Source organism: Clavibacter davisi, assembly GCF_052751415.1.
Genome location: NZ_CP199882.1, coordinates 3,078,514 through 3,094,342, shown reverse-complemented (window position 1 = coordinate 3,094,342; position 15,829 = coordinate 3,078,514). Strand labels below are relative to the sequence as shown.

Sequence of the window (15,829 nt, the reverse complement as noted above, 5' to 3'; positions counted from 1 at the left end):
GCCAGTGGGCCGACCTGTCGCTCGAGGAGGTGGCCCGCCTCGCGAGCGGGTGGGGGTTCGACGCCCTCGAGATCGCCTGCTCCGCCGAGCACCTCGACGTGTGGCGCGCGGCCGACGACCCGGCGTACCTCCGCGGGCGGCTCGAGATCCTCGAGCGCCACGGCCTCGAGGTGCACGCGCTCTCGCAGCACCTCACCGGCCAGGCCGTGTGCGACGACCCCATCGACTTCCGGCACCAGGCGATCCTCCGCTCCAAGGTCTGGGGCGACGGCCAGGCGGAGGGCGTCCGCCAGCGCGCCGCCGAGGAGCTGAAGCTCACGGCGAAGGCCGCCGCCGGCCTCGGCGTCACGCGCGTCACGGGCTTCACCGGATCCCGCATCTGGCCGTACGTCGCGATGTTCCCGCCCGTGCCCGAGTCGGTCATCGACGCCGGCTACCAGGACTTCGCCGACCGCTGGAACCCGATCATCGACGTGTTCGACGACGAGGGCGTGCGGTACGCGCTCGAGGTGCACCCGAGCGAGATCGCCTACGACTACTGGACCACCCGCCGCACCCTCGAGGCGATCGGCCACCGCCCCGGCTTCGGCCTCAACTGGGACCCGAGCCACATGATGTGGCAGGGCATCGACCCCGTCGGCTTCCTCCTCGACTTCGCCGACCGGATCCACCACGTGCACGCCAAGGACACGCGGGTGACCTCCGACGGCCGCGGCGGCCGCCTCGGCTCGCACCTCCCGTGGGGCAACCCGCGCCGCGGCTGGGACTTCGTCTCGGTCGGGCACGGCGACGTCCCGTTCGAGCGCGCCTTCCGAGCCCTGCGCAGCATCGGCTACGACGGGCCCGTCTCCGTCGAGTGGGAGGATGCGGGGATGGACCGCCTGCACGGAGCCCCCGACGCCCTCGCGCGGGTGCGCGCCCTCCTCTGGCCGACGCCCGACAGCCTGTTCGACTCGGCGTTCGCGAACAACCGGGACGACGCGCCCGCCGGATCCACCGCGTGACCCTGCGCGACGGCCAGCTGGCCCGCCTCCTCGTCGTCGACGTGGAGACGGGCGCCGAGCGCATGGTCGCCGAGTCGGCCGTGCTGCACATCGAGGCGCCGAACTGGACGCCCGACGGCCGCTGGCTCGTCGTCAACGCGGAGGGCGGGCTCTGGCGGCTGCCGGCACCCGACCCGGAGGAGCCGGATCCTGACCTCCCCGAGCCCGCGGTCGACTTCCAGGCGGTGGACCTCGGCGGCGTCCCGCCCATCAACAACGACCACGTCTTCTCGCCCGACGGCGCGCACGTCTACGTCTCCGGCCGCGACGGCCATCTCTACAGCGTGCTCTGGAACGACGGCGCGGGCGGCGAGGGCCGGCGCATCACGGCGGACCGGGATCCGGCGCTCGGCTTCAAGAACTACCTGCATGGCGTCTCGCCCGACGGCTCGACGCTCAGCGTGATCGGCGGCCAGCTCGACGCGCGCGGCGAGTGGACCACGAACATCCACCTCGTGCCCGTCGACGGCGGCCCCACCACGCAGCTCACCGACGACGGCTTCCCCGACGACGGCGCCGAGTTCTCGCCCGACGGCGGCTGGCTCTACTTCAACTCGGAGCGCGGATCCGACCTGCCGGGGCACGCGCAGCTGTTCACGATGCGCGTCGACGGCTCCGACACGCACCAGTTCACCTCCGACGAGCGCGTCAACTGGTTCCCGCACCCGTCGCCCGACGGCGAGCACATCGTCTACCTCAGCTTCCCGCCCGGCACGATCGGCCACCCCGCCGACCGCGACGTGATCCTCCGCGTCATCGACCGGCAGAGCCACCGCACGCGCGACCTCGCGTCCTTCCCCGGCGGCCAGGGCACCATCAACGTCACCAGCTGGGCACCCGACTCCCGGCGGTTCGCGTACGTCGCCTACCCGTTCCAGGCGCCCAGCCTCACCTGATCCGGGGGGATCAGCCCGGACGCACGGGTCAGCCACGCAGCGTCGACCCAGCTGCTTTTCCCCGGATGCGGAGGCCCCGCATGGGATCATGGAGGCGTCCGCGCGCCACCTAGCCGTTCCGATTCCCGTCGGCCTCATCACCGGAGACCCCCGTGAACATCACCACGACCACCTGGCTCATCACGATCGCGGTCACCATCGCGTTCTTCGTCTACGAGTTCTTCACCCACGTGCGCAAGCCGCACGAGCCCACCATCGGCGAGTCCGCCCGCTGGTCGGCCTTCTACATCGGCCTCGCGCTGGCGTTCGGCGTCGGCATCGGCTTCACCAGCGGGTGGGGCTTCGGCGGCGAGTACTTCGCCGGCTACCTCACCGAGAAGGCCCTGTCGATCGACAACCTGTTCGTGTTCCTGCTGATCATGACCGGGTTCGCGGTGCCCCGGAAGTACCAGCAGAAGGTGCTGATGATCGGCATCGTCATCGCGCTGATCATGCGGGCCGGCTTCATCGCCCTCGGCGCGGCTCTCATCGAGAACTTCTCCTGGGTCTTCTACATCTTCGGCGCGCTGCTGTTCGTGCTCGCGTACCAGCAGCTCAAGGGCGACCACGGCGGCAACGCGGCGGACAACATGTTCGTGCGCATCGCCCGCCGGATCCTGCCCGTCCACGACGACTTCGTCGGCGACCGCTTCACCACCAAGATCGACGGCAAGCGCTTCGTCACGCCGCTGCTGCTCTGCGTCATCGCGATCGGCTTCGTCGACCTGGTGTTCGCGCTCGACTCGATCCCCGCCATCTACGGCCTCACGAACGAGGCGTACATCGTGTTCACCGCGAACGCCTTCGCGCTGATGGGCCTCCGCCAGCTCTACTTCCTCATCGGCGGCCTGCTCGAGCGGCTCGTGTACCTGTCGCAGGGCCTCGCGGTGATCCTCGCGTTCATCGGCCTCAAGCTCGTGCTGCACGCGATGCACGTCAACGAGCTGCCCTTCATCAACGGCGGCCAGCCGATGCTGTGGGCGCCCGAGATCCCGATCTGGTTCTCGCTCCTCTTCATCGGCGCGACCATCACGGTGGCCACCGTCGCGAGCCTGGCGAAGACCCGCGGCGACAAGCAGAAGGAGGACCGCGCGAGCGTGGACGGCGAGACCGCCATGCGCGCGACGGACGAGGGGCGCTAGCTCCCCGCACCTCCGCACGATCCGGGCCCGGCGCATCGCGCGCCGGGCCCGTCGTCGTGCGGCCCGGCGCATCCGTGCGCTGGCCGCTCGTGGGGCGCGCCGACCTGGCAGCATCACCGGGTGCCCGACGACGCCGATGCCGCGACCCGCGCCCGCCACCTCTGGGAGGAGGGGCTGCGATCGGAGATCCTGACCCTCCTCAAGCAGCGCGTGCGCGAGGATCCCACGGACCGGGCGTGCCGGCTCGTGCTCGCCGAGCTGTACCGCGAGCTCATCGCACCGGATCAGGCGGGTCGCTGGGGCATCGCATTCCCCGCATGGACGACGGACGTCGAGCGCGATCGGCTCGCGCGCATGATCGCGCACTCCGGGATCGCGCACTCCGGGATCGCGGACGACGAGATCCCGGCGTTCCTGGCGCTCCCTCCCGCGGACCCGTCCGAACCCGAGCTGCCGGACGAGGCCGCCGCGCTGCTGCCCGAGATCGAGCGCTACCGGGCGCACTTCGCCGACCCGGCGCGCATGACGCGATGGGAGCGGAAGGCGGCGCGACAGGCGGCGGAGCAGGCAGAGCGTGCGGCGATGTGGCCCTCCGGCGCCATGGAGGTCGTGGGCATGGCGACGGACTTCTCGTGGTGGATGGTCGGTGCCGTCTTCGCTCTGGGAGCGGGGCTCGTCTGGCTGGCCGCGCTGTTCGATCAGCCGGTGACCGCGCTCGCTCGCTGGACGGGCACCGCCACGCTCGGCACGATGGCGGCCGCATGCGCCGCGCGCGCCTTCGTGATGCGAGCCGACGAGCGGTTCCGGCGCCGCCGCGAGCCCGACAGCGATCCTGTCGACGTCGACGTGAGTCGGTGGATCATCGGGGCCATCATGCTCGGGCTCATCGTCTACGGTCTGGTCTCCGCGAATCTCCGGACCGGCGGCCCGCTCCCGTTCTGACCATCCCGCCGAGGCGGCCCCATGGCGGGCTCATGGCCGCTTCATAGGAAGATCCGCACAATGGACCCCGTGACCACCACCCCGCCCTCCGGCTTCCAGCCCGCCGCCGCTCCGCAGCCCCGCCTCACCCGCGCCGACGGGTCGCCCATCCGGGTGCTCGTGGTCGACGACGAGGCGTCCCTCACCGACCTGCTCCAGATGGCGCTCCGCTACGAGGGCTGGCAGATCCGCACGGCCGAGAGCGGGCACCAGGCGCTCGCCGCCGCGCGCGAGTTCAAGCCCGACGCCGTGGTGCTCGACATCATGCTCCCCGACCTCGACGGCCTCCAGGTGCTGTCGCGCCTGCGGGCCGACGCCGAGGACATCCCCGTGCTCTTCCTCACGGCGAAGGACTCGCTCGACGACCGGCTCGCGGGCCTCACCGCGGGCGGCGACGACTACGTCACCAAGCCCTTCAGCCTGGAGGAGGTCGTGGCCCGGCTGCGTGGCCTCATCCGCCGCTCGACGCTCGTGGTCAGCGACACCGTCGACCCCGTCATCCGCGTGGGCGACCTCTCGCTCGACGAGGACAGCCACGAGGTCTCCCGCGCCGGCGTCCCGATCGAGCTCACCGCGACCGAGTTCGAGCTGCTGCGCTACCTGATGCGGAACCCGCGTCGTGTGCTGAGCAAGCTGCAGATCCTCGACCGGGTCTGGAGCTACGACTTCGGCGGCAAGTCGAGCGTCGTCGAGATCTACATCTCCTACCTGCGCCGCAAGATCGACGCCGGGCGGACCCCGATGATCCACACGGTGCGCGGCAGCGGGTACATGCTCAAGGCCGCGGAGTGACGACGGCCCCTGAGCCCTCGGGCGGCCCCGCCGACTCCGCGGGATCCACCCCGCTGCGGTCCCGCCTGGCCGCCGCCGCCCGCGGGATGACCCTCCGCCGCCGTCTCGTCCTCAGCGTCGTGGGCCTCCTGGCGCTCGCGAGCCTCCTGATCGGGGCGGTCAGCATCCTCGCGCTCCGGGCGTCGCTCCTGCAGCAGGTCGACCAGCAGCTGCAGGCCACGGCGGCGCGGTCGGAGAGCTACGTCGACCGGGATCCGGGCGGATACGGCAGCTTCCCCGGAGCGCCACCCGGCGGGCTCGGCGCGTTCGGGCAGCAGGTCGGCACCATCAGCGCGACCATCATCGACGGCGTCGTCTCCGGCGGCTACATCGCCGACCGGACCGCGGCCGCCGGCGAGCCCGGGGGCGCCGGCGCCGTCGAGCTCACCCGACGCCAGAGCCAGCAGCTGCAGAGCGTGCCGACCGACGGCGTCCCGCGCACGGTCGATCTCGGCGGTGCGCTCGGCAGCTACCGGCTCGTGGGCGGCACGTCGTCCTCGGGCGCGACCATCGTCACGGGCCTGCCGACGAAGCCGGCCGACGACGTGGTCGAGCAGCTCGTGCTCGTGATCACGGTGGTCGCCGCCCTCACGCTCGCGCTCGCCGCGCTCCTCGGCACCGTCATCGTCCGCCGCGCCCTGCGCCCGCTCGACCGGGTCGCGGACACGGCGACCCACGTGGCGGCGCTGGAGCTCGACCGCGGCGACGTCGCGCTCGAGGCGCGCGTGCCCGCATCCGACACCGACGAGCGCACCGAGGTGGGCCGCGTCGGCGCCGCGCTCAACGGCCTGCTCGGCCACGTGGCGGACGCGCTCACGTCGCGGCAGGCGAGCGAGGCCAAGGTGCGGCGGTTCGTGTCGGATGCGAGCCACGAGCTGCGCACGCCGCTCGCCTCCATCCGCGGCTACGCCGAGCTCACCCGGCGTGGGCCCCACGCTCTGCCGGAGGACGTGACGCACTCGCTGTCGCGCATCGAGTCGGAGTCGGTGCGGATGACCACGATCGTCGAGGACCTGCTCCTCCTCGCGCGCCTCGACGAGGGGCGCGAGCTGGAGTCGGATCCCGTCGACCTCACGCGCATCCTCCTCGACACGGTCGGCGACGCGAGCGCGGCGGGCCCGGACCACGACTGGGACCTCGATCTGCCGGACGACTCCGTGACCGTGCCCGGCGACGACGCCCGGCTCCGCCAGGTGGTCGTCAACCTGCTCGCCAACGCCCGCACGCACACGCCCGCGGGCACGCGCGTCGTCGCGTCGCTCGCGGTGGAGGGCGCCGGATCCGACGGGCACGCGGTCATCCGCGTCACCGACGACGGCCCCGGCATCCCGCCCGAGCTGCAGGCCTCGCTGTTCGAGAGGTTCGTGCGCGGCGACGGATCCCGCGCCCGCTCCACCGGCGGCACCGGCCTCGGCCTCGCGATCGCGCAGGCCATCGTGTCGGCGCACCACGGCGCGGTGTGGGTGGAGTCGGAGCCGGGCCGCACGGTCTTCGGGGTGCGGCTGCCGCTGGAGCGGCGGGCGGCGGAGGCGCGTGCCGCCGCGACTCCGGCTGCGCGCGCCGACGGCGACGGCGCCGCGTGGCCGCCCCCGTCCGGCGCCCCCGTCGCGGACCGCCCCGGTCCTGGCGACCAGGGCTGACGTGGATCCCGTCCGCCGCCTCATGTTCTGGCTGCGCGTGCCGTTCGTCGCGGATGCCGCGCTCGTCGTCATCGGGATCGCGCTGCTCGTCGGCGGCGACGGGGTCGGCTGGTGGGTGCTCGTGTTCGCGGGGCTGCGCGCGGTGGTCGGCGTGGTCGCGATCGTGTGGATCGCGCCGCGGATGATCGCGCGGCTCGCGACGCCCGCCCCGGGCACCGACGACGCACCGCCCGCCCCGGACGCGGGAACCGCCCGTCGCTAGGCTGGACAACTGATCCGGGCGCCCGAGCCGCGGATCGAGAGGGTCGTCATCGTGAGCGCAGAGCCAGTCGTCGTCGAGCCAGCGGAGCCCGCAGGCGGCATCCGCGTGCGACGCGCGCGCACCGGCGACGTGCCGCGGATCCAGCAGCTCGTCGAGCCGCTCGTGATGGAGGGCATCCTCCTCGGCAAGGACCTCGTGGTGCTCTACGAGAACGTGCAGGAGTTCCGGGTCGCGGTCGACGCGTCCGGCGAGGTCGTCGGCTGCGGCGCGCTGCACGTGATGTGGGAGGACCTCGGCGAGATCCGCACGCTCGCCGCCGCGCCGCACACGCGCGGCACCGGCGTCGGCCACGCGCTCCTCGAGCGCCTCGAGGACGATGCGCGCGAGCTCGGCCTCAGCCGCCTGTTCTGCCTGACCTTCGAGGTCGGCTTCTTCTCGCGCCACGGGTACCACGAGGTGGCGGAGTCGATCATCGCGCAGGAGATCTACTACGAGATGCTCCGCTCGCATGACGAGGGCATCGCCGAGTTCCTCGACCTCTCGCGCGTGAAGCCGAACACGCTCGGCAACACGCGCATGCTCAAGGCGCTCTGACCGGCACCCGTCGGGGCGCTCGCGCCTCCGCTCGATCCGGCCCCGCAGCCCCGGCCCGTGACCGCCGGGCGCGTCGATCCGGCCCTTCGGCCGCCCGACCGTACCCTGGCGTCATGTCCTCGACCTCGCCCGGAGGCCGCCCGTCCGCGGCCGTGTACCGCCGCCGCCGTCTGCTCGCGCTCCTCGTGGTGGTGGCGGTGATCGCGGTCGTCGTGATCATCGTCGCGAACATCGGCCGCGGCTCCGCCGATGTCGCGGCGCCCGACGCGACCCCGACGTCGGACGCGGCGCCCGCCGGCGATGCGGCCGACCCCGCGGCCGAGGCCGCCCCGGAGCCCACGCCGAGCGCGAGCGCCGGCACGGAGACGAACGCCGACGGGTCGTGCGCCGTCGGCCAGCTGGCGGTGACGCCGGTCACCGATGCCGCCTCCTACAAGTCGGGCGTGCTCCCGAAGCTCTCCTTCACCGTGACGAACACGGGCATGGAGCCCTGCACCGCGAACCTCGGCACCACCACGCAGGTGTTCACCATCTCGAGCGGATCCGACGTGTACTGGAAGTCGACCGACTGCCAGACGGGCGCCGAGGATGCGCAGGTCGAGCTCGCGGCCCGCACCCCGCAGACGTCGTCGCCGTTCGAGTGGTCGCGCCAGCGCTCGTCCACCACGACGTGCCAGGAGAAGCAGCGCCCGGCCGTGCCCGCGGGCGGCGCGACGTACACGCTGTCGGTCGAGGTGGCGGGCGTGAAGAGCGCGCAGTCGAAGTCCTTCCTGCTCTACTGAGCGGCCTCGTGAGCGCGCGCATCTGAGCACGGTTCTCGATTGGATGCATCCATTGCAATCCATGCATGCGTCTGTCATCCTGGTGCTCCACCGACGTAAGGACGCATCATGACCGACACCACCGAGACCCACGCCGAGCACACCATCGCCGAGCACCAGCACGGCACCGACTGCGGTCACGAGACGGTCACGCACGACGACCACGTGGACTTCGTCCACGACGGCCACAAGCACGCCGAGCACGGCGACCACTACGACGAGCACTGATCCCGAGCGCGGCGACGCGCCAGGATCGAGACGGGGACCAGGCCATCAGGCCCGGTCCCCGTCGTCGTCTCCGGCCACCCCTCGCCGTAGGATCGTCCAGGTGACCTACCCACCCACCGGCTTCGAGCAGGCCGCCGAGCTCTTCAAGGTGCTGTCGTCGTCGTCGCGCCTGGGGCTCATCGGGTTGCTGGCGTCGCGGCGGATGACCGTGTCCGAGCTCGTCGAGGAGTCCGGGATGTCGCAGCCGCTCGTCTCCCAGCACCTGCGCGTGCTGCGGGCGTCGGGGCTCGTCACCGTGGAGCGCGAGGGCCGCATCGCCCGCTACGAGGTGGCCGACACCCATGTGACGCACGTGGTGGACGACGCCGTGGCGCACGTGCGGGAGCATGCCGTCGGGCACGTCGACGCCGGCTGACGCGCGCGCCGCGGGCCGCATGCCCGGCGGCTGCCTCGTCTGCGCCCGACCGCGGATCAGAACGCGTCGTCGAGCTCCTTCTCCCGCTCGCTCTTCGCGAGGGAGAACGCGCGGCCGAGCGCGGAGAACAGCGGCCCCCACTCGGCGTCGACGATCTGCGTGAACCCGAGCCGCCGGGCCTCCGCCGCGCGCTGCGGAGCTGAGGTGACGCCGCGGATCTCGCCCGCGAGGCTGATCTCGCCGAACGCGGCGAGGTCGTGCGGCATGGCCTTGCCGTTGACGGCGGAGACGAGCGCTACGGCGATGGCGAGATCCGCCGCGGGCTCGGTGAGCCGCACGCCGCCGACCGTGGACACGTAGACATCGCGATCGGACAGCCGCACGTTGGCGCGCTTCTCGAGCACGGCGAGCAGCATGGCGACGCGCGACGCATCGACCCCGTTGACGACCCGGCGCGGCTGCGGCGCCTTCGTGTCGACGACGAGCGCCTGCACCTCCACGGGCAGCGCGCGGCGGCCTTCCATCGCGACGGTGACGCACGTGCCGGAGACCGAGTGGACGCCGCGCGAGAGGAACATGCCGCTCGGATCCGGCACCTCGACGATGCCGTCGCCCGCCATCTCGAAGCAGCCGACCTCGTCGGTGGGGCCGAACCGGTTCTTGAGCGCGCGGATGAAGCGGAGCGACGTCTGCCGGTCGCCCTCGAACTGGCAGACCACGTCGACCAGGTGCTCGAGGAGCCGCGGGCCGGCGATGGAGCCGTCCTTCGTGACGTGGCCGACGAGCAGGAGCGGCAGGTCGCGCTCCTTGCAGACGCGGATGAGCGTGACGGCGACCTCGCGCACCTGGCCCGGGTGCCCGGGGAGCCCGTCGGACGTGCTGCTGGAGACGGTCTGCACGGAGTCGACGATGAGGAGATCCGGCGACACCTGCTCGATGTGGCCGAGGATGGTGCCGAGGTCGGTCTCCGCCGCGATCATGAGGGACTCCTGCAGCCCGCCCGTGCGCTCGGCGCGCATGCGCACCTGCGCGACCGACTCCTCGGCCGTGACGTAGAGGACCTTCGCGCCCTTCGCGGCCGCGCGTGCCGCGACCTCGAGCAGCAGCGTGGATTTGCCGACGCCGGGCTCGCCGCTCATGAGGATGGCCGCGCCGGGCACGATGCCGCCGCCGAGCACCCGGTCGAGCTCGCCGACGCCGCTCGGCATGTGGCTGGCGGACGCCGTGCCGACGTGCATGATGGACCGCGCCTGGCTCGATCCGGCGGGCGTGAGGGTGGTGACCCGGCCGGCCGCGGCGGGCGTCTGCGACACCTCCGCGACGGTGTTCCAGCTCTGGCACTCGGCGCACCGACCGACCCACTTCGGTGTGGTCCACCCGCACTCCGAGCAGCGGTACGTGGAGTGGATGCGGGCCATGCGGGGGACTCTACCGGCGGCCGCCGACATGGTCCGACGGCTTCGTGTCACGCGTCTCGGCGGCGGAAGAGGAGGGCCGCCGCGGCGCACGGGAGCACGACCCAGACCGCGACGGCCGCGACCTCGAGGAGCGTGGTCGGGGGCGGGGTGATGCTGCCGGTCGTGCCCGTGAGGATCCGGCTGGCGGTCGTGAGCAGCAGGTCGTACACGGGCACGTCCCCGAGGTCGGGGATCAGGCCGACGACCTGGGGGAGGACGAGCTGTACGGCGACGAGCGTCGTGATCGCGGCGACGCTGCTGCGCATGAGGGTCGCGAGCGCCAGGCCGAGGAGGGCGACCAGGGCGAGGTAGGCGCCGGATCCGAGCAGCGGCCCGAGCACGCCCCACGACGCGAGGCTGCCGTCGTAGCCGATGTCGGCGCGGGTGCCGGTCGTGAGCAGGTAGGCGGCGAGGCCGGGGATCACGCCGAGGCCGAACGCGACCAGCGCGACCGCGAGCGCCTTCGCGGCCAGCGCCTCCAGGCGGTTCGGCACCGCGGCGAGCGTCGAGGCGATCGTGCCGCTCGAGTGCTCGGAACCCATCGCGAGGACGCCGAGGACGCCGACCGCGATCTGGGTGACCAGGAGGGGCATCGTCAGGACGGCGCCCGTGCCCGCGTCCGCCATCGACGGCGACGCGTCCGCGGGCAACGGGGTGGCCACGAGGGGCACCAGCGCGCTGATGCCCACCCCGGCGAGGGCGACCAGCGCGACGGCCCAGCGAGTGGAGCGCAGCGTCGCGAGCTTCAGGAGCTCCGCGTGGGTCGCGCGCCGGAAGGTGACCCGCGTCGGCCGGGCGGCGCGAGGGCGGCGAGCGGATCGTGTGGTCGGCGTCATGGAGCCGACGCTACGGAGGGCACGCCCGGAGCCGAGTCGGGCGGCGGTGCCTGGTGCGTGGGCCGCGGGTGCCGCGACGCGGTCGTGTTCCCGCACGTGAGGGATACCGCGGGACCACGCTCGGGCCGGTGCGCGGATCCAGCGGGGTCGGGCACCGCGGGCGCGGCTCCGTCGGGTCAGTCGTCGGCTGTCTGGTCCGAGGCGGGCCGCGCCGTCAGCCGGACCAGCGCCCGGATGTAGAGGAGCACCGACGCGGCGAGGGCGGCCGCGCCGATCCACGGCGGATCGAACGTGCCCGTGATGAGCAGGGCGCCGACGATCAGCGTGACCACGAACCACAGGGTCCCGGTCGGCGGCGGCGCGAGGGCCCGGTCGCGGCCGCGGACGCGCACGTACATGAAGACGGAGAGCGCGAAAGCGGCCGCGGAGATCCACGGTGAGACGCCCGCGCCCGTGACGAGCAGGGCCCCCGAGACGAGCCCGATCACCATCCAGAGCGTGCCGGCGGAGCGGGCGTCGGGGGTGTCGTCGGCCATGCATCCACCCTACGGACGCGGATCCGTCAGGCGCGAGGGGCCGATCGTGCGACGACCGTCCTCGAGACCCTGTCGTACGGTGTGCGGCCCGAGCCGAGCAGGAGCGTCACGAGCCACACGGTCGGGAGCAGGTAGGCGATGACCAGGGGAGCTTGCGCGCTCGACGGGACGGTTCCTGTCGTGCCGTCGCTGGCGCGGACGAGCGCGTACACGGCCGCGTGCCCGATGATCCAGGGCAGCGCCACCTTCAGGGCGTTGCGGAGGAGCGCGCGGCGGAAGGGGATCGCGTCGCCGGTGCGGGCGTCCTGAACGACCAGCCGCCGCGCGCGCTTGCCGGGCGTCGCCTGGCGCGGTCCGGACTCCAGCACGGCCAGCGTGATCGTGATCGGGGCCACCAGCACCAGCGTCGACACCGCGTTGCCCACGAGGGGCGGGAGCGACGACGTGGCGCCGACGACGAGCAGCGGCACGGCCACGGCCCCGACCAGCCCGATCCACGCGCACATGAAGAGCCAATCGATGAGGACGGCGAGGAGGCGGTCGCCGGGGTGACGGGTCATGGTCGCGATCCTATGGATCGCGCGGACCCCGCCCGCGAAGCCCTCCCGGAGACGAGCGCGTCAGCGCCCCGCCACCTCCAGCGCCCGCACGGTCGCCGGCATGAACGGCAGGAACGCGCTCGCCCAGACGCGGTAGCCGCGGTCGTTCGGGTGGAAGAGGTCGGCCGCGGCCTGCGTGATGGCGAGCAGCGGGGTCTGGCGGCGGGTGATGCGGTGCAGCGGCGCGATGCGCAGGCCGCGGTCGGCGGCGAGGCGGCGGACGATCTCGTTCGCGACCCGCACCTTCCGCTCGCTCGCGGGGAAGTGGAAGCACGGCAGGTCGGCGACGACGGTGGTGGGCGGGACGGCGTCGAGGATCCGGCCGAGGTCGCGCTCGAACGCGACCGGCTCGAAGGAGGCGATGTCGTTGGCGCCGATGGCGAGGGTCACGACGTCGGGCCGCAGCTTCTCGAGTCGGGGGAGCTGGTACTCGACGAGGTCGGAGACGCGGGCGCCCGAGACGCTGAGGTTCAGGGTGCGGACCGTGCGGCCGCTGAGGGCGCGGATCCGGTCGGCGAGGATCCCGACGTAGCCGTTTACGGGCCGGCTCGCCCCGATGCCCTGCGCGGTCGAGTCGCCGAGCGCGACGTAGAGGAGGTCGCCCTCGAGCTGCGCGTGCTCGCGCCACCAGGCCGAGTTCACGGGCAGCGTCTCGTTCACGCTCACGGCGCGGCGGCGTCGTCGGGCCTCGAAGCGGCGCGGGACGACCAGGGCGGCGGCGGTGAGTCCGCCGAGCGCGGCGGCGATGATCGCGGCGGGGCGGGCGGAGAGGGTCGTTCTCGGAGGCACTCCGGGAGCCTACGCGCGTGGATCCGGGCGCCGGCTGGCTGGGCGCGACATGGACTAGTGGAGTGGACCACAGGGGACGTCAGGCGGGAATGGGCGCGGCCCACTGGTGCTCAGTCGGTGGCCGCTGACCGCATGGCTCGGAGGGTCGTCGGCGTCAGGCGCATGCGCCCGCCGGGCAGCTCCTCGGCGGCGAACCGGCCGACATCGTCCAGGCGGGTCCGCCGCAGCCGTCAGGGGGCGAAGGCCGTGACGCGCACGGCTGAGGATTGCTGGGACACGTCGGCTCCGAGCGCCAGCGCCCGGACGCCCGTGAGCGCCCCGCCAATGAACGCGCCGAGGAAGGTCCCGCCGCCCGGCACATCAATGGCGTCCATCGGCGCGCCGGCTCCGGGAGATCCCGCTTCGTCGGCGATGGGCGAGCTGATCGATCGGCCGCGCTCGGCGAGGTCGACTTCGCGCGATCCGCGGGGGATGAGCATGAGCCGCTGGCCAGCGGAGGCGACGGCCCGCGAGGGATCGATCCCCCAGTCGAGCCGATGCCAGAGGGGGAGGAGCGGGCGGGGCATGAACCCGATCCCGTAGATGCCGAAGAAGCTGACGATGGTCCCCGGGATGAGGAAGGCGTAGCCAAGTGAGGAGTCGAAGAAGATCCCGATGTTCGTGATGATCTGTCCCGCCCCGATCCAGCCGATCCCCAGGGGGATCATGAACGGCATCTTGGACCACCATCGCCATAGCCCGGAGTACGCGAGAGCCGAGACGGCCACGGGGATGAGCCAGGTGCCGAAGTTCCACACCAATTCGTGCAGACCGAAGCCCGCCGCCGAGGAGCTCACGAATGCATGCACGACGGCCAGAGGAAGAGACGAGACCCTCGCAGGGACCAGCACGCCGACCGGATCACATATCGCGCGGAGCCGGGATGTGCCTGCTTGGCCGTCTCGCGTCCGCCGGCGATGCGCTCGCGCTCGCCGCTCGCCGCCCGCCTCACTCCGGCGCTGGCTCCGCCAGCCGGCGCGAGACGAGCCGGGCAAAATACGGCGGCAGCCTGGGAGTCGTGGAAGGTGCCGATCACGTCGCAAACCATGTCGAGGCTCACCGCCGGTATCAGGGGCAGGCGACCAGCCGGGAGCTCCTCGAAGTCGAACCAGCCCACATCGCCCGTCCGGATCCTCGGCGTCACGAGCTTGGCCGACGGGGAGTTAACCTCGCAGCGCGACCACTCTCCCGATGCCCTGGCGCGGCTCGTCACCCAGTTCGCGTCGTCGGGCACGGGCGGCTCCGGCGTATTCGTCGGCGATCTTCCGAGAAGATTCGCATGCGTTCTTCACAGCACAGCCGGGATGACCGTCAATGCGCTCAGCAGTCATGCGTCATCTGGTGCGGAGGCCTCGCGGAGCCTGGCCACGGCGCCGGGCAAGCCCCGGGGCTGACTATGCGCGAGTCTGTCAGCGGATTTCGCACGCGACTCGTGGAAGGTGCCGATGACGTCGCACATCACGTCGTAGCTCAACGCTGGTATCAGGCGCACGCGCCCGTTCGGGAGCTCTTCGACGTCGAACCATCCCACATCGCCCGTCCGGATCCTCTCCGTCACGAGCCTGGCCGACGGGGAGATGATCTTGCAGCGCGCCCACGCTCCTGCAGCCCACGCGCGGCGGGTCACCCAGCTGGCGTCCTCCGGGACGGGCGGTTCGCTCCCCGGGGCGGCGGCGATGCGCTCCTCGATGAGCTCCGCGTCGTGCACTCCGTCACCGATGTCGTGCCCGTAGGTCCAGGCGGGGGCGATCCGCAACCAGGAGAGCAGGAGCCCCAGGCCGGCCGAACGGGACGTGTCGTGGACCGAGATCGAGGTGGTGCCGTCGTCGTTCAAGACCTCAGCCGCGACGAGGGCGTTCGAGCCGGAGTACCAGCTGCTGAAGGTCATGCGCCGGCCTGCCGAGTCCGTGAGCGCCCCGAAGGACAGCCGCGAGCTGGCCCGCGCGCGGGTCAGGGCGATCCCGGCGGGTGATGCGCCGCCCGCGAGGGTGATCAGGCCCAGCTCGCGCAGCTCCTTCGTCGTGGCGGGGTTCCCGCCCCGCCCCGCGAACGCTCCGCGGCGGCGCCTCGTCCAGAGCAGCTCCCAGGCCTCCGGGGTGAGGAGGATGTCGCTGGTCGGGAACGGCTGCAGTCCGGGGATGCGGGAGAGGAGCTCGAGCGGAGTGCCGTCCTTGTCCTGGGCGCTCGCCTCGACGTCCAACGCGATGTCGCTCATGCCAGCTCCTTCACCCGGGTGCTGCCCGCGATCCCCGAGAAGAGGTCCTCGAGCCGCAGGACATCGACGACGTCGCAGCTCGCCGTGATCTCCACCACATGCGTGCCCGTGACGAACCCGGAACGGGTGACGGCGACGCACATGTCGGATGCCTCGTAGAGGAAGTGGACGACGCGCCCGGTCGTGTCCGGTCGATACCACTGGGCGTCGGAGCACACGTGCGACCAGCCGGGATAGGCGAGCGCCTCGGCGATGCTCCGTGCCCCCAACCGCTCGATGGTCTCCGAGGACTCCAGCAGGACGATCACGACGTTGGCCCGGAACACCGTGTCCTCGAAGACGGGCTGCGCGATGGCCACGACCTCGTCGCGATCGGAGGGCAGGAGCTCCCAGCTCGTGGGCATCTCGATCTCCAGCCGTGGGTGCTCCACGCTGCGCCAGCCTTCAGTCATCATTTCCTATCGTG

General features: G+C 72.4%; 20 protein-coding genes. 11 read left to right on the top strand and 9 right to left on the bottom strand.

The features are described 5' to 3' along the window. Nucleotides 1–29 precede the first annotated feature (29 nt). The 11 genes from ACU4ZT_RS14715 to ACU4ZT_RS14665 all read left to right on the top strand — a co-directional run bounded on the left by ACU4ZT_RS14715 (nucleotide 30) and on the right by ACU4ZT_RS14665 (nucleotide 8,892). A complete protein-coding gene (locus ACU4ZT_RS14715; protein WP_445337450.1) occupies nucleotides 30–1,004 on the top strand; it encodes a sugar phosphate isomerase/epimerase family protein in 975 nt (324 codons plus the stop codon). Then, on the top strand, nucleotides 1,001–1,939 hold the full coding sequence (locus ACU4ZT_RS14710) for a TolB family protein (RefSeq protein ID WP_445337449.1): 939 nt from the start codon (nucleotides 1,001–1,003) through the stop codon (nucleotides 1,937–1,939). Before ACU4ZT_RS14715 ends, ACU4ZT_RS14710 begins: the two co-directional genes overlap by 4 nt. A 152-nt stretch (nucleotides 1,940–2,091) precedes the next feature. Further along, nucleotides 2,092–3,120, top strand: a complete 1,029-nt coding sequence (locus ACU4ZT_RS14705) for a TerC family protein (RefSeq protein WP_445337448.1) — start codon at nucleotides 2,092–2,094, stop codon at nucleotides 3,118–3,120. Between the two features lie 120 nt (nucleotides 3,121–3,240). Next, nucleotides 3,241–4,062: a tetratricopeptide repeat protein gene (locus ACU4ZT_RS14700; protein WP_445337447.1), complete on the top strand. Its 822-nt coding sequence runs from the start codon at nucleotides 3,241–3,243 to the stop codon at nucleotides 4,060–4,062. Between the two features lie 60 nt (nucleotides 4,063–4,122). After that, nucleotides 4,123–4,893, top strand: a complete 771-nt coding sequence (locus ACU4ZT_RS14695) for a response regulator transcription factor (RefSeq protein ID WP_414748793.1) — start codon at nucleotides 4,123–4,125, stop codon at nucleotides 4,891–4,893. 86 nt (nucleotides 4,894–4,979) lie between these two features. Continuing rightward, nucleotides 4,980–6,572, top strand: coding sequence for a sensor histidine kinase (locus tag ACU4ZT_RS14690; RefSeq protein WP_445338667.1), 1,593 nt, complete (start codon nucleotides 4,980–4,982; stop codon nucleotides 6,570–6,572). A gap of 1 nt (nucleotide 6,573) precedes the next feature. After that, nucleotides 6,574–6,834, top strand: coding sequence for a hypothetical protein (locus ACU4ZT_RS14685; protein ID WP_063071537.1), 261 nt, complete (start codon nucleotides 6,574–6,576; stop codon nucleotides 6,832–6,834). 51 nt (nucleotides 6,835–6,885) lie between these two features. Continuing rightward, a complete protein-coding gene (locus ACU4ZT_RS14680) occupies nucleotides 6,886–7,428 on the top strand; it encodes an amino-acid N-acetyltransferase (protein WP_063071538.1) in 543 nt (180 codons plus the stop codon). 113 nt (nucleotides 7,429–7,541) lie between these two features. Beyond that, on the top strand, nucleotides 7,542–8,210 hold the full coding sequence (locus ACU4ZT_RS14675) for a hypothetical protein (protein WP_445337446.1): 669 nt from the start codon (nucleotides 7,542–7,544) through the stop codon (nucleotides 8,208–8,210). 108 nt (nucleotides 8,211–8,318) lie between these two features. Then, nucleotides 8,319–8,477, top strand: a complete 159-nt coding sequence (locus ACU4ZT_RS14670) for a hypothetical protein (protein WP_063071540.1) — start codon at nucleotides 8,319–8,321, stop codon at nucleotides 8,475–8,477. Between the two features lie 100 nt (nucleotides 8,478–8,577). After that, nucleotides 8,578–8,892 carry an ArsR/SmtB family transcription factor gene (locus tag ACU4ZT_RS14665; RefSeq protein ID WP_063071541.1) on the top strand — a complete coding sequence of 105 codons (315 nt, stop codon included), beginning with the start codon at nucleotides 8,578–8,580 and terminating at the stop codon, nucleotides 8,890–8,892. 56 nt (nucleotides 8,893–8,948) lie between these two features. Here ACU4ZT_RS14665 and radA read toward each other — a convergent pair whose 3' ends face one another. The 9 genes from radA to ACU4ZT_RS14620 all read right to left on the bottom strand — a co-directional run bounded on the left by radA (nucleotide 8,949) and on the right by ACU4ZT_RS14620 (nucleotide 15,818). Then, nucleotides 8,949–10,310: a DNA repair protein RadA gene (gene radA / locus ACU4ZT_RS14660; RefSeq protein WP_063071542.1), complete on the bottom strand. Its 1,362-nt coding sequence runs from the start codon at nucleotides 10,308–10,310 to the stop codon at nucleotides 8,949–8,951. Nucleotides 10,311–10,357: 47 nt separating this feature from the next. Next, the gene (locus tag ACU4ZT_RS14655) at nucleotides 10,358–11,185 is read right to left on the bottom strand and encodes an ABC transporter permease subunit (protein ID WP_445337445.1); all 828 of its coding nucleotides are present in this window, start codon (nucleotides 11,183–11,185) and stop codon (nucleotides 10,358–10,360) included. A gap of 176 nt (nucleotides 11,186–11,361) precedes the next feature. Next, on the bottom strand, nucleotides 11,362–11,721 hold the full coding sequence (locus ACU4ZT_RS14650; protein WP_270981247.1) for a hypothetical protein: 360 nt from the start codon (nucleotides 11,719–11,721) through the stop codon (nucleotides 11,362–11,364). A 26-nt stretch (nucleotides 11,722–11,747) separates the two neighbouring features. Beyond that, complete coding sequence (locus ACU4ZT_RS14645; protein WP_445337444.1) at nucleotides 11,748–12,281, bottom strand: RDD family protein; 534 nt, start codon at nucleotides 12,279–12,281, stop codon at nucleotides 11,748–11,750. 60 nt (nucleotides 12,282–12,341) lie between these two features. Beyond that, nucleotides 12,342–13,109: an SGNH/GDSL hydrolase family protein gene (locus ACU4ZT_RS14640; protein ID WP_445337443.1), complete on the bottom strand. Its 768-nt coding sequence runs from the start codon at nucleotides 13,107–13,109 to the stop codon at nucleotides 12,342–12,344. 230 nt (nucleotides 13,110–13,339) lie between these two features. After that, the gene (locus ACU4ZT_RS14635) at nucleotides 13,340–13,945 is read right to left on the bottom strand and encodes a hypothetical protein (RefSeq protein WP_445337442.1); all 606 of its coding nucleotides are present in this window, start codon (nucleotides 13,943–13,945) and stop codon (nucleotides 13,340–13,342) included. Further along, a complete protein-coding gene (locus ACU4ZT_RS14630; protein WP_445337441.1) occupies nucleotides 13,942–14,382 on the bottom strand; it encodes a hypothetical protein in 441 nt (146 codons plus the stop codon). The genes ACU4ZT_RS14635 and ACU4ZT_RS14630 overlap by 4 nt, the downstream gene beginning before the upstream one ends. 93 nt (nucleotides 14,383–14,475) lie before the next feature. Continuing rightward, a complete protein-coding gene (locus tag ACU4ZT_RS14625) occupies nucleotides 14,476–15,363 on the bottom strand; it encodes a hypothetical protein (RefSeq protein WP_445337440.1) in 888 nt (295 codons plus the stop codon). Beyond that, on the bottom strand, nucleotides 15,360–15,818 hold the full coding sequence (locus ACU4ZT_RS14620; RefSeq protein WP_445337439.1) for a hypothetical protein: 459 nt from the start codon (nucleotides 15,816–15,818) through the stop codon (nucleotides 15,360–15,362). Before ACU4ZT_RS14620 ends, ACU4ZT_RS14625 begins: the two co-directional genes overlap by 4 nt. Between the last annotated feature and the right edge of the window lie 11 nt (nucleotides 15,819–15,829).